We start from the raw sequence: 13,038 nt of genomic DNA, 5'->3' as shown, positions 1-13,038 counted from the left end.
TTAGGCCGAACAGTTCAGCATCCACTGCACCCCGAACTGGTCCGTCAATTTACCGTAATAATCGCCCCATACCTGGATGGCGAGCGGTGTCGTCACCACGCCTTGATAAGCCAGCTTGTCAAAAAGCTGTTTCGTTAACTGCCTGTCATGCATTTGCAAAATATGTGCGGACCCTCGCATGGGCTCGGCATCGTCATTATCAGAAGCAAAAAACAACACGCCTGGTCCTTCGAATCGGGCATGCATGATTTTCCCGCGCATGGCTTCATGATGGACCGGCATGCCATCCACGCCAAAGCGCAAGACATCGCTTATCTTGCCCAGCCCGCATTGCGTGTAGAACGCCAAGGCTTGTTCGCAAGTGGTAGTAAAGAAAAGATAATTGGATAATTGCATCAGCTCATCCTTGCATCAGGTTAGGCAAAGCGAAAATGACGGAGCGGTCGCTGGCAGGAGATCCAGATGCGATCAACCGTCCAGCAGTGGCTGCAGGCAGCCCCCATGGAGGATAGCCAATTATCCATCCGAAAAACTCATGCATTGTCACGAAAACACCGGTGACCGCCGATGGACGCTGCCCCACACACACGGATATCGCGTCAACGCCCCTGCTGCTCTAGTTTTCGCACAAAGTCACTTTTCCGGCCATCCCACAGGCATTTCCGGCATCGGCCTGCCTCGAACAGGTGCTCACACCGTGGCAAGCCATAGATGACAGAGGCGCATTCCGGGCACAGGCTGGCCATGCCTTCGGCGTCGTCACGGTATCGGCTGCCGCATTCGTCACAGGTTTTCACAGTTCACTTTCACAGCTCATACACTCCCATGCTCCAGTACCGGCTGCCTTGCCTGTTGCGGGCAAGCCAACCCAAGGCCTGCAACTCCTTGCCGATCAATCGATTCATGATGCCATGCCCGACCAGCAGCACGGGCCCCCTGGCGGCGAGCGCGACCAGCCGCTCGGCGGCAGCCCTGGCGGCGAGCGCGACCAGCCGCTCGGCGGCAGCCCTGGCGCGCCGCCGGGTTATCTGCAACGAGTCCGATCCGCGCGCATAACCGAACAACCAGAGCAGGCGAAAAATCGCTGCCCAGGCTTCAGCCGGCAGCCAAGGGGCCTTCCAGAGCGCAAAGGGCAACCCTGCTTCATAGAAAATCGCCTCTTGCATGAATGGCAAGTCACCCAATGCCCTGGCCGATGAGCATGCCCTCGGTGCCGTGCTGGCCACGATGGTCGACGCGGAAAGCGCTGCCGCAGCGCACTGCGCAGGGATGCCGCCTTCTTTGATGATCGATTGATTGTAGAGATTAATCCACTGTCCCATTTGCAGCGGCGCTATCCAGCGCCCTTTGGCGAGTCGGGGCTCGCCGTGTCTCATTAATGTTATTCGCATGTCCAGTCAGATCGCCTCGCACATTTATCCGTCCGCTTCATGGGGGAACCTGCCCCTTGCCTGCCCTGCCGGCCTAGTCCTGCGGCTCCCCGCCAGCACGGCCGCCGCGAACAATCTTTGCCCTGCAGCGGAAAGCACGGATAATAGCGGCTAACTCATAAGCACAGTATTGGATTACCTCATGGAAATTAAAGTCAACTTTCTCGACAAGCTGCGTCTCGAAGCCAAGTTCGACGATTTTACGGTCATCGCCGACCAGCCCATTCGCTATAAAGGCGATGGTTCGGCGCCCGGCCCGTTCGATTACTTTTTGGCATCATCGGCACTGTGCGCGGCCTACTTCGTGAAGTTGTATTGCGATACGCGCAATATTTCCACTGAAAATATCCGCCTGTCGCAAAACAATATTGTCGATCCTGAAAACCGCTACCAGCAGATTTTCAAGATCCAGGTCGAGTTGCCGGCCGATATCTCGGACAAGGACCGCCAGGGCATCCTGCGTTCGATCGACCGTTGCACGGTAAAAAAAGTGGTGCAGGCGGGGCCGGAGTTCGTCATTGAAGAAGTGGAGAACCTGGACGCCGATGCCCAGGCCTTGCTGGCCCTGAATCCCGCCCCTGGCGCAAGCACCTATATCGTCGGCAAGGACTTGCCACTGGAACAGACGATCGCCAATATGTCCAGCCTGCTGGCTGGCCTGGGCATCAAGATTGAAATCGCTTCATGGCGCAACATCATTCCCAACGTGTGGTCGCTGCACATCCGCGATGCGCATTCGCCCATGTGTTTCACCAACGGCAAGGGTGCGACCAAGGAAAGCGCGCTGGCGTCGGCCCTGGGCGAGTATATCGAACGCCTCAGCAACAACCATTTCTACGCCGGCTCGTTCTGGGGCGAAGACATCGCCAACGCGGATTTTGTCCATTACCCGAACGAGCGCTGGTTCAAGCCGGGCCGCAAGGATGCGCTGCCGAAGGAGATTCTCGACGCCTACTGCCGCGACATCTACGATGCCGATGGCGAACTGCGCGGCTCGCACCTGATCGACACCAACTCCGGCAATGCGGAGCGCGGCATCTGCTCGCTGCCGTATGTGCGCCAGTCCGATGGCGAGACCGTGTACTTCCCAACGAACCTGATTGAAAACTTGTACGTCAGCAATGGCATGAGCGCCGGCAACACTCTCGTCGAAGCACAGGTGCAATGCCTGTCGGAAATTTTCGAGCGGGCCGTCAAGCGCGAAATCATCGAAGGCGAAATCGCCCTGCCCGACGTGCCGCAGGAAGTGCTGGCGAAATATCCGGGCATCCTGGCCGGCATCCAGGGACTGGAAGAACAGGGTTTCCCCGTGCTGGTGAAAGATGCGTCGCTGGGCGGCGTGTATCCGGTGATGTGCGTCACCCTGATGAACCCGCGCACGGGCGGCGTGTTTGCCTCGTTCGGCGCGCACCCGAGCCTGGAAGTGGCGCTGGAGCGCAGCCTGACGGAATTGCTGCAGGGCCGCAGTTTTGAGGGCCTCAACGACTTGCCGCAGCCGACGTTTGCCAGCGAAGCCGTCACCGAGCCGAACAACTTCGTCGAGCACTTCATCGATTCCAGCGGTATCGTCTCGTGGCGCTTCTTCAGCGCCAAGGCCGATTACGATTTTGTCGAGTGGGATTTTTCCGGCCACGGCGAAAACTCGAATGCCGAGGAAGCGGCAACCCTGTTCGGCATCCTCGCCGGCATGGGCAAGGAAGTCTACACGGCCGTATATGACCAGCTGGGCGCCACCGCCTGCCGCATCCTCGTGCCCGGTTATTCCGAGGTGTACCCGGTCGAGGATTTGATCTGGGACAATACCAACAAGGCGCTGCTGTTCCGCGCCGACATCCTGAACCTGCACCGCCTGGACGATGCCAGCCTGGAAGACTTGCTCGACCGCCTGGAAAACAGCGAGCTCGACGAGTACGGCGACATCGCCACCCTGATCGGCATCGAGTTTGACGAAAACACGGTGTGGGGCCAGCTGACGACGCTGGAATTAAAACTGCTGATACAGCTCGTCCTGCAGCAATTCGAGGAAGCGAAAGAGCTGGTGGAAACCTTCCTGCAGTACAACGACAACACGCTCGAGCGCAAACTGTTCTATCAAGCCTTGAACGTGGTGCTGGAAGTGGAACTCGATGACGAGCTGGAGCTGGACGATTACGTCGTCAATTTCCGCCGCATGTTTGGCGACGCCCGTATGGATGCGGTGCTGGGCTCGGTGGACGGCAGCGTGCGTTTCTTCGGCCTGACCCCGACCAGCATGCAACTGGAAGGCCTCGACCGGCACCAGCGCCTGATCGACAGCTTCAAGAAATTGCACGCGGCGCGCGCCAAGGCGGCGGCCCGCTAGGACGACAAGCGGGGGCCGGCGCGGTAGTCGCGCCTTCGCGCCCCGGCGCAGGAATCAACCCCGCGCGACCGCATGGAAAAGAGACCATGGCCACACTGGAATTCTGGTTCGACTTCGGCAGCAACTACAGCTACCTGAGCGCCATGCGCATCGATGCGCTGGCGCATGAAAAGAAGGTGCAAGTGATCTGGAAACCCTTCCTGCTGGGCGTCGTCTTCAAGGCGCTGGGCTGGGAAACGTCGCCGTTCGTCTTGCAAAAAATCAAGGGCGACTACACGTGGCGCGACATGGCGCGCCAGTGCGAAAAGTATGCATTGCCATGGCAGCAACCGAGTTCCTTTCCCCGCGCGGCCCTGCTGCCCATGCGCGTGGCCCTGGTCGGCGCGGACCAGGGCTGGATCGCCCCGTTTGCGCGCCGCATGATGGCGATGAATTTCGCCGAAGACCGCGACATCGACAACTTCGAAGCCGTCAGCGAAGCCTTGGAAGGGCTGGGCCTCGATGCGCGCGCCATCGTGGCGCTGGCTTTGACACAGGACAACAAGCTGCGCCTGCGCCGCCAGACTGAGCAGGCGCAAGCGTTGAAGCTGTTCGGCGCGCCCAGCTTCCTCAGCGACGGCGAACTCTTCTGGGGCAACGACCGGCTGGACGATGCGCTGGCGCATGCCGCCGCCCTCCCCTGACGATAATCAACCGGCCAGCGCCGCGATTTCCTTCTGCATGTTTTCAATGGCCCGTTCGTTGTACTGGTTGGCAAAATATGCATCGCCGAACAGCTGGCCCGCCTGCGCCTTGCCGCACAAATGCTGCAGGGCCAAGCCCCGCTGCTCGTTGAAGCGCACGGGGTCCACGTGCTCGTATTCGCGGCCGATGGCTTGCGTGTAGGCCTGGTACACCTCGTCATCCTGGCCCAGGATGGCCAGGTCGGCGCTGAGCATGGCGTCTTTCAGCGGATGGCTGATGCCCGGACCCTGGAAATGGTCGGTGACGCGTATCAATTGCGCCACATCAAAGTTGTCGCCCGCATCGAGGCCGCTGGCCAGCCACAGCTGGGCGCTCGCCTCTTCGCTGGAATACAGGGCGTCGTCGTCGTGGCTGTAGACGGCGTCGTGGAACCAGAACGCTTTCTTGACCAGCGCGCTGTCGCGCTTGGGCGCATAGGTATTGTCGGCCCACACGCGGATTTCGGACAGGCCGTGCACCAGGTGGTCGAGGTTGTGATAGTGGCGGTCCGCGCCGCCATACGCCTGCGGCCCCGTCAGGTGGGAGAACCAGTGATCAGCCAGCGCGATGTCGGCATCGGACGCGGTGGCGTAGTTCCACAGCGCTTCCCACTCCTTGCGCAGGCAGTCGAGTATCCACGCCTGATAGGCCGGGCCGGGGACGAATTTCTTCATGGTCCAGTTCCAGCCCACGGGGCCTTCCAGCGCCTTGACGAAGCTGGAGCTGACGGAGCCGAGGTCGCGCGGCGGCATGACGAAGATGGTCTTGGCGCCCTGCAGCACGTCCACATTGGTTTGCTGGATCAGGTTTTCATAGTCGAAATCGGCCGTCGTGCGGATGCCGCGGATCAGGTAGTCGCAGCCATGCTTTTTCGCCGCGCGCGCCGTGTAGTCGCCCTTGACGATGACCACCTGCACATTGTCCCAGCCGCATTCGCGCGCGCTCTGCTCGATGATGCGCTTGCGGTCTTCGGCGGGAAATTGCGGCTTCTTGGCGGGGTTTTGCGACAGGAACACGATCACCTCGTCGGCGAGCGAACGCGCTTCGCCGATCACCCACATATGGCCGTTGGTGATGGGGTCGAGGGTTCCTGAAAATCCGATCTTCTGCATGCTGCGCTCCGTGGTCTGATTCTGCTTGTTTCGCAGACAATATAGGGCCACGGCGCGCGCGTCAATGCAACATGCCAAAGATCATGATCAAAATGCTCTTTTCACGGCTTGCGGGAATTCCACGCGTACGCACAGGCCGCCCAGGCGCTCGGATTTGTCCAGCACCAGGCGCGCGCCATGGCGTTCGGCGATGGCCTTGATGATGGCCAGCCCCAGGCCGCTGCCGTTGGCGTCCGTGCCGGGCACGCGGTAGAAGCGGCTGAAGACGCGCTCGCGCTCTTCGGGCGGGATGCCGGGGCCGCTGTCTTCCACCGATAACGTCACGCCGACGGGGCTGGCGCGCAGGTCGATATCGACCGTGCCGCCCTGCGGCGTGTACTTGATGGCGTTGTCGACCAGGTTGCGCAGCATGATGTTGAGCGCATCGGCCTGGCCCGCCACCTTGGCCGGGTCCATGTGATGCAGGCCCAGGTCGATCTTGCGCGCCTGCGCGATGCCGGCCATGTCGCCCAGCGCGCGCTTGACGACATCGTTCAAATCCACCGCCTGCAGCTGGTCGCCGCTGGCAGCGCTCGCTTCCTGGCGCGCCAGCACCAGCAATTGCTCGACCAGGCGCGTGGCCCGCTCGATGCCGGCGCTGACCCGACTGATCGCCAGGCTGCGTTTTTCCTCGGATTCGGCCCGTTCCAGGCTCAATACCTGCAGTTTCAGGGCCGCCAGCGGCGTGCGCAATTCATGGGCGGCGTCGGCAACGAAATGCTGCTGCGCGTCGAACGCCGTTTTTACGCGCCCGAACAGCAGGTTCAGCTCATGCACGAGGGGGCGCACTTCGTCGGGCAAGCCCGCTTCCGAGACGGGAGACAGATCGTCCGCCTGGCGCGCCGCCACCTGCTTGCGCACGCGCGAGACGGGCGCCAGCGAACCGCTGACGACCCACCAGACGACCAGCATCAAAATAGGCGCCATCAGCGCGATGGGCCCCACCGTGCGCAGGGCCAGGCTGCCGGCCATGCGCTTCCTGACGGCCATGTCCTGGGCGATCTGCACGGTCTGGGAACTGGTTTGCACGGAAAAGATGCGGTACGTCGTGCCGTTGGCTTTCACGTTGGAAAAGCCCAGCACGGCGCGCTGCGGCAATTCCGCGCGCGTGATCGAGCGGAAGACCTGCACGCCGTCCGGCGTCCACACCTGCACCACCATGTCGTTGTTGACAGGGTCGGCCGGCAACGCTTGCGCATGGTTGGCCAGCGGCGCGCCGGAGCGCAGCGACAGGGCCATCTGCTGCATGTGGTAATCGAAGATCTGGTCGGCGTCGTACAGGGCGCTGCGGTAGGCGATCGAGGCTTGCGCCAGGGCCGCCATGATGATGGCCGCCAGCAAAAACCACAGCAGGCGGCCGCGCAGCGAATGCGTCACCGTGACCTTCATCCTCATGCCTTGGGCACCATGTAGCCGAGGCCGCGCACGTTCTGGATCAGGTCACTGCCCAGTTTCTTGCGCAAGCCATGGATATACACTTCCACGGCATTGCTGTTGACTTCATCCTTCCAGCTGTACAGTTTTTCTTCCAGCTGCGCGCGCGACAGCACGATGCCGGGGCGGGCGATCAAGGCTTCCAGCACGGCCCATTCGCGCGCCGACAGGTTGACCGGATGGCCCTCGGCAATCACTTCGCGCGTCAGCGGATTGATGGAGACGCCCTGGTGTTCGAAGATCGGTTCCGGCCGCCCCGAGGCGCGCCGCAGCAGGGCGCGTATGCGCGCCAGCAATTCGTCGAGGTCATACGGCTTCAAGACGTAATCGTCGGCGCCCGCGTCGAGGCCCGCGATGCGCTGCTCGATGGCGTCGCGCGCCGTGGCCACCAGCACAGGCGTGTCGAGCTTGCGCAAGCGCATCGAGCGCAGCACGTCGAGGCCATCCTTGCGGGGCAAGCCCAGGTCCAGCAGCACCAGGTCGTAGGTTTGCGTCTGCAGGGCCGTATCGGCCATGTCGCCATCCTTGACCCAATCCACCGCGTAATGCTCGGCGCGCAGCAAATCGAGCACCACCTCGCCGATCATCGTATCGTCTTCTACCAGCAATAAGCGCATGCCCTACTCCTTCATCTTGACTGTTTTATCGACCTTGCATCCTGCGCCAGATCAACCGAGGCGCACGGGAATGAAGATCTTATCGGGGCCGCGCTGTATCAGCAAGGCCACCGACTTCGCGGATTTTTCCACCACGTCGCGCACCTGCTCGACCGTGTTGACGGGACGGCCATTCACCGACAATAGCACGTCGCCCGGCTGCACTCCGGCATTCGCGGCGGCGCCGCCCGCGTCTTCCACCAGCAGGCCGGCGCTGATGCCCGCCTCGCGTTTCTCATCCGATTGTAACGGACGCAGGGCCAGGCCCAGCTTTACCTTGCCGGCGGCGTTGTCGCTCTTCGCCACTTCGGCCACCTTGTCGGCCGCATTGCCCAGGGTTGCCGTCAGGCTGACGATCTTGCCGTCACGCCAGACATCCATGCTGATCTTGTCGCCTGGCAAGGAAGTACCCACCAGCGCCGGCAAGTCGGCCGAGCCGATGATGCGCTGGCCATTCACCTTGCGCACCACGTCGCCCGATTTCAGGCCTGCCTTGTCGGCCGGGCTGCCCCGCTCCACGTTGGCCACCAGCGCGCCTTCCGGCGTGGCCAGCTTGAACGAGTCGGCAAAGCCCTGGTTGACTTCCTGCACCGTCACGCCCAGCTTGGCGTGGCTGGCCTTGCCCGTGGCGACGATCTGGTCCTTGATGCGGCCGGCCAGGTCGATGGGGATGGCGAACGACAAGCCCTGGAAGCCGCCCGTCTGGCTGTAGATCTGCGAATTGATGCCTACCACTTCGCCGCGCGTGTTGAACAGGGGACCGCCCGAGTTGCCGGGGTTCACCGCCACGTCCGTCTGGATGAACGGCACATTGCTGTCGTCCGGCAAGGAACGGCCCTTGGCGCTGACGACGCCAGCCGTTACCGTGCTGTCGAAGCCATAAGGAGAACCGATGGCCAGTACCCATTCGCCCACTTTCAAGTCGCTGGAATGGCCGAGCGGCACGATGGGCAGGTTGTTGGCGTCGATCTTCAGCACGGCGATGTCCGTCTTCGGATCCGTGCCCAGCACCTTGGCGCGGAATTCGCGGCGGTCGTTCAGCTTGACGGTCACTTCGCGCGCATCGCGCACCACGTGGGCATTCGTCATGATGATGCCGTCGGGGCTGACGATGAAGCCGGAACCGAGGCCGTGCGTGGGCACGTCGCGGCCACCGCGCTGCCCGCCTTGCGGGCCCTGGAAGCGGCGGAAGAATTCGAGGAAGGGGTCGTTGCCGAAGTCGTCATTACCGGCCTGGGCCGATGGATCGTACGCCACCTTGGTGCTGCCCGTGACGCTGATATTGACGACGGCCGGGCTGTTGCGCGCGGCGATCTGGCTAAAGTCGGGCAAGGCCACCAGCGGCGCGCTTGCTGCAGGCGCCACGGCGGCGGCCACGGGTGCGGCGGGAGTGCCTGCGGTGGCATTCGCGCCGGCATTGTTCTGATGCATCACCATGGCGCCACCGGCGCCCAGCACACCGATCGCGGCCAGCGCGGCTACGGTGCGTTTGATTTTCAGCGATGCGGTATTCGTTTGCTGTTCCATGAATTGCTCCTCATTCAATGAGATTTTGATGTATGCAATAGTGGGCCACGAGTCTTAGGCTGTGCTTAACATTTTTCCATTTGGAAACAGGCATTTGCGCCTTTAAGCGGGGTTTAATCTTGCGTATCATGGGCAACCAATGGAAGCCCTGAATGCGGCCCGAACGGGCTCCGGACGTGACACTGGCCGGATCGACCGGCCAGTATTTTACTGCATGGGGAAGCGCTGTTCCCTCCCGCCGATGCCGGCGCGTGGCGCCGGGATCAGCTCAACTCAGATCACATCAGGCTGCCTGACGCTGTTCCAAAGTGCTGACGGTGGCGCCAGTGGTGGTGCCGATCTCGATCTTGCGCGGTTTCAGCGCTTCCGGCACTTCGCGCACCAGGTCGATGGTCAGCATGCCGTTTTCAAACGTGGCGCCCGTGACCTTCACGTGGTTGGCCAGTTGGAAACGCTGTTCGAAATCGCGGGCAGCGATGCCGCGGTGCAAGAACGTGCGCTCGACGCCATCCTTCTGCTTGCGGCCCGCGACGTGCAGGGAATCGCGTTCCGTGATGATGTCGATCTCTTCGCGCGAAAAGCCGGCCAATGCCATCACGATGCGGTACTTGTCTTCCGACACGAGTTCGATGTTGTAGGGCGGGTAGCTGGGCTGTGCATCGGCGCGCTGTTCGTTGAGCAATTGCGCCAGGCGGTCGAAGCCGATGGCGGAACGGTACAGGGGAGCAAGGTCAAAAGTACGCATGATAAATATCCTTTTCATTAAAGCGATAAGAGGGGCGGACCTCACCATGAGCATCCGCCTGTTACCGATATACGGCCTGCCAACGCCCTTTCAAGGCCTTGAAATTGGCAAAAAACGCCCCAGACGGCAAAGAATTTGTAAGAAATTTTTACATGCCCCATCCAGGGATGGGTTGCATGACACCCCTCATGCAGGGTCGGCTTTTGGTGTATGCTGGCGGCATGAACAATGACACCGACATCCAGCTCAGCGGCCCCTTCAAGGCCACCGACGGCTCCGGCCGTGCCCACGACATCAAGGCCATCCGCATCTTCGACGAAGGCTACGGCATCATCGACGTCTACGTCGATTTCGCCGCCCCGCTCGAAGCGGGCGCCTGCAAGGACAAGACCCTGGTCGGCCACATCCTGGCCCGCCTGCGCAGCCTTGGCTATGTAGGCCCCGACTTCGGCCATGGCGACCTGGGCTTGCAAGACAAGAAACTGATCGTCCTGGAAGCACCCGAGGAATTTTCCGCCTTTGCCGTGAGCAAGGGCTGGAAGGATCTATCCGCCGAATTTGACGAAGACTGATCCATTTCCGCCCCAGCATGCGCCGCACCTGCCACTGCAGGGGCGGCGTTTTTCATTGTCTCCTTGCTTTCTCTACCCATGCTCCTGCTCTTTCTGCGCACCTGCGCCCTGCCTGTCCTGCTCTGCATCCTGACCGGATGCCAACAATCCGACCTGATCAAGGACTTTGAACAGATAGTGCCGCTGCAAGACCAGCAGCTGGCGCGGCATTACAGCGACCTGCTGCGCGAAAAACAGCTGGACTACGTACGCATGGCAACCGAGCCGGGCAACAACGGCGATCAAATCCGCCAGGCGCTGCCCGCCTTGAGCGCCGCCTTCCCGGCAAGCGAACCCCTGTCCGTCAAGGTGGTGGGCTACCAGCGCATCGAGCAGCGCGATATGCCTCAATTGCTGCGTGTCAGCTTCGAGTATGCCTATCCGGAAAAATGGATCGTCAGCACCATCACACTGAGAAAATATGGCACTGACGCCACCATCATGGGCTTGAGCGTGGCGCCGCAGACCGCATCGCTGGAACAGCAGGCGACCTTCACGCTGCGCGGCAAATCGCTGCGCCACTACGTGGTGCTCGGCGCTGCCATCCTCTCTCCCTTGCTGATCCTGTCGACCCTGGTGTTATGCCTGCGCAGCAGGCTGACCGTCAGGAAATGGCCCTGGTTGCTGTTCATCAGCATCGGCTTCGGCCGGCTGTCGCTCAACTGGGCGACGGGACAATACCTGTTCCTGCCCATCGCCATCCAGCTGTTTGGCGTTGCCGCCGGCACCAGCGCCTACCAGCCCTGGACATTCGTCGCCTCCTTGCCGCTGGGCGCCATCCTGTTTCTGCTTGTCAGGAAAAAACTGGCCGCGCCCGCGGGCAGCTGAAACTATGGAGCAGGAGGCGTTGGCTGCAGATAGCGCGCGCTCCAGGCAGCGATGACGTTGGCGACATAGGCCGCGTCGTCGCGCCCCGTCAACAGGTGGTCGGCATCGTCGAGCGAAACGAAGCTTTTCGGGTGCTTGGCGGCCGTAAATATCTCCATCGCGTTCGACAGGCTGACCGTCGTGTCATTCGGCGCGTGCATCACCAGCAGGGCGCGGCGCAGGCCGGTGATGTGGGTCTTCAGGCTGTGGCTGCCTGCGTCGTCGACGAATTGCTGACGGATGCGGAAGGGCCGCCCTTCCAGCTGCACCAGCGCTTCGCCTTCGGCGGCGATTTGCTCCAGGTGCGCGCTGAACATGCGCGTCACGTACGCGGGCGTGCTGGGGGCGGCCAGGGTGGCGATGGCGGTGGCTTCCGGCACTTGCGACGCGGCGGCCAGCACGGCCGCGCCGCCCAGGCTATGGCCGATCAGCAATTGCGGCGCGGCATGTTTTGCCCGCAGGAAATCAGCGGCGGCGACCAGGTCGTCCACGTTCGACGAGAAATTGGTGGCGGCGAACTCGCCTTCGCTGGCGCCCAGCCCCGTGAAGTCGAAGCGCAGCACGGCGATGCCGTGTTCCGTGAGGCCTTGCGCGATGCGTCGCGCGGCCAGCACGTCCTTGCCGCAAGTAAAACAGTGGGCGAACAGCGCATAGGCGCGGATGGCGCCGTCAGGCGCATCGAGCCGCGCCGCCAGCACATGGCCGTGCGCGCCGGGAAAATCTTGCCGGGTGGATTTCATTGTCTCAGATCAAAGCTGCCGCGCAGGGCGGCCGAAGGCGCATTGTAGCGCCGCCCGGCCGCCGCCGCTGGCGGCTGGCAAGCTTCAATCACGCTTGGGAATATCCACGCCCCTGGCAACGGCTGGCCTGGCCAGGAAGGCGTCCAGCGCGCGCTGCACGTTCGGGAAGTTGGCAAAGCCGACGAGGTCGCCCGCGCCATAGAAACCCACCAGGCAGCGCACCCACGGGAAGATGGCGATGTCGGCAATCGTGTACTGGCTCCCCATGATCCAGTCGCGGCCCTGCAGGCGCTGCTCGAGCACGCCCAGCAGGCGCTTCGCTTCGCCGATATAGCGTTCCAGCGGCCGCTTGTCCTCGTAATCCTTGCCGGCGAATTTGTGGAAGAAGCCCACCTGGCCAAACATGGGGCCGATACCGCCCATCTGGAACATCAGCCATTGGATCGTTTCATAGCGCAAGCCCGCGTCCTGCGGGATGAACTTGCCCGTTTTCTCGGCCAGGTACAGCAGGATGGCGCCCGACTCGAACAGGGCCAGCGGCTTGCCATCGGGACCATCCGGGTCGAGGATGGCGGGAATCTTGTTGTTCGGATTGAGGGACAGGAAGGCGGGCGACAGCTGGTCGTTTTGCTCGAAGCTGACCAGGTGCGGCTCGTACGCCAGGCCCAGCTCTTCCAGCAGGATGGAGACCTTGATGCCGTTCGGCGTCGGCAGCGAGTACAGCTGCAAACGCTCGGGATGCCGGGCAGGCCATTTTTGGGTGATGGGGAAGTCGGAGAGTTGGGTCATGGAAATCCTTTTGAGGTGTATGAC

General features: G+C 62.1%; 13 protein-coding genes. 4 read left to right on the top strand and 9 right to left on the bottom strand.

What is annotated here, in order from left to right; translation table 11 throughout:
* Positions 1 to 396, bottom strand: coding sequence for a glyoxalase/bleomycin resistance/extradiol dioxygenase family protein (locus OX459_RS04525; protein ID WP_086136174.1), 396 nt, complete (start codon positions 394 to 396; stop codon positions 1 to 3).
* Positions 397 to 806: 410 nt separating this feature from the next.
* Complete coding sequence (locus OX459_RS04520) at positions 807 to 1,376, bottom strand: hypothetical protein (RefSeq protein WP_289903986.1); 570 nt, start codon at positions 1,374 to 1,376, stop codon at positions 807 to 809.
* A 196-nt stretch (positions 1,377 to 1,572) separates the two neighbouring features.
* Here OX459_RS04520 and OX459_RS04515 point away from each other — a divergent pair, with 196 nt between their 5' ends.
* Together OX459_RS04515 and OX459_RS04510 are read left to right on the top strand one after the other, a co-directional pair.
* Positions 1,573 to 3,771, top strand: coding sequence for an OsmC domain/YcaO domain-containing protein (locus OX459_RS04515; protein ID WP_289903984.1), 2,199 nt, complete (start codon positions 1,573 to 1,575; stop codon positions 3,769 to 3,771).
* 86 nt (positions 3,772 to 3,857) lie between these two features.
* Positions 3,858 to 4,454 carry a 2-hydroxychromene-2-carboxylate isomerase gene (locus OX459_RS04510; RefSeq protein WP_289903982.1) on the top strand — a complete coding sequence of 199 codons (597 nt, stop codon included), beginning with the start codon at positions 3,858 to 3,860 and terminating at the stop codon, positions 4,452 to 4,454.
* Between the two features lie 6 nt (positions 4,455 to 4,460).
* Here OX459_RS04510 and coaD read toward each other — a convergent pair whose 3' ends face one another.
* The 5 genes from coaD to OX459_RS04485 all read right to left on the bottom strand — a co-directional run bounded on the left by coaD (position 4,461) and on the right by OX459_RS04485 (position 10,007).
* Positions 4,461 to 5,606: a pantetheine-phosphate adenylyltransferase gene (gene coaD, locus OX459_RS04505; protein ID WP_289903981.1), complete on the bottom strand. Its 1,146-nt coding sequence runs from the start codon at positions 5,604 to 5,606 to the stop codon at positions 4,461 to 4,463.
* Between the two features lie 87 nt (positions 5,607 to 5,693).
* The gene (locus tag OX459_RS04500) at positions 5,694 to 7,034 is read right to left on the bottom strand and encodes an ATP-binding protein (protein WP_289904817.1); all 1,341 of its coding nucleotides are present in this window, start codon (positions 7,032 to 7,034) and stop codon (positions 5,694 to 5,696) included.
* A gap of 2 nt (positions 7,035 to 7,036) precedes the next feature.
* Positions 7,037 to 7,696: a response regulator transcription factor gene (locus OX459_RS04495; protein WP_034783312.1), complete on the bottom strand. Its 660-nt coding sequence runs from the start codon at positions 7,694 to 7,696 to the stop codon at positions 7,037 to 7,039.
* 51 nt (positions 7,697 to 7,747) lie between these two features.
* Positions 7,748 to 9,262, bottom strand: a complete 1,515-nt coding sequence (locus OX459_RS04490) for a Do family serine endopeptidase (RefSeq protein ID WP_289903980.1) — start codon at positions 9,260 to 9,262, stop codon at positions 7,748 to 7,750.
* A 283-nt stretch (positions 9,263 to 9,545) separates the two neighbouring features.
* Positions 9,546 to 10,007 carry an Hsp20 family protein gene (locus tag OX459_RS04485; protein WP_289903979.1) on the bottom strand — a complete coding sequence of 154 codons (462 nt, stop codon included), beginning with the start codon at positions 10,005 to 10,007 and terminating at the stop codon, positions 9,546 to 9,548.
* Positions 10,008 to 10,228: 221 nt separating this feature from the next.
* On the opposite strand from OX459_RS04485, the gene OX459_RS04480 reads away from it, so the two are divergent.
* The gene (locus tag OX459_RS04480) at positions 10,229 to 10,579 is read left to right on the top strand and encodes a hypothetical protein (RefSeq protein ID WP_099668403.1); all 351 of its coding nucleotides are present in this window, start codon (positions 10,229 to 10,231) and stop codon (positions 10,577 to 10,579) included.
* Positions 10,580 to 10,657: 78 nt separating this feature from the next.
* Complete coding sequence (locus OX459_RS04475) at positions 10,658 to 11,446, top strand: hypothetical protein (RefSeq protein WP_289903978.1); 789 nt, start codon at positions 10,658 to 10,660, stop codon at positions 11,444 to 11,446.
* Between the two features lie 2 nt (positions 11,447 to 11,448).
* Here OX459_RS04475 and OX459_RS04470 read toward each other — a convergent pair whose 3' ends face one another.
* Both OX459_RS04470 and OX459_RS04465 read right to left on the bottom strand, forming a co-directional pair.
* The gene (locus OX459_RS04470) at positions 11,449 to 12,225 is read right to left on the bottom strand and encodes an alpha/beta hydrolase (protein ID WP_289903977.1); all 777 of its coding nucleotides are present in this window, start codon (positions 12,223 to 12,225) and stop codon (positions 11,449 to 11,451) included.
* Between the two features lie 84 nt (positions 12,226 to 12,309).
* Positions 12,310 to 13,014: a glutathione S-transferase N-terminal domain-containing protein gene (locus tag OX459_RS04465; protein WP_289903976.1), complete on the bottom strand. Its 705-nt coding sequence runs from the start codon at positions 13,012 to 13,014 to the stop codon at positions 12,310 to 12,312.
* Between the last annotated feature and the right edge of the window lie 24 nt (positions 13,015 to 13,038).

This window comes from Janthinobacterium sp. SUN026, from assembly GCF_030397625.1.
GTDB lineage: Bacteria > Pseudomonadota > Gammaproteobacteria > Burkholderiales > Burkholderiaceae_D > Janthinobacterium > Janthinobacterium kumbetense.
This window is presented reverse-complemented; position numbering and strand designations above follow the sequence as displayed.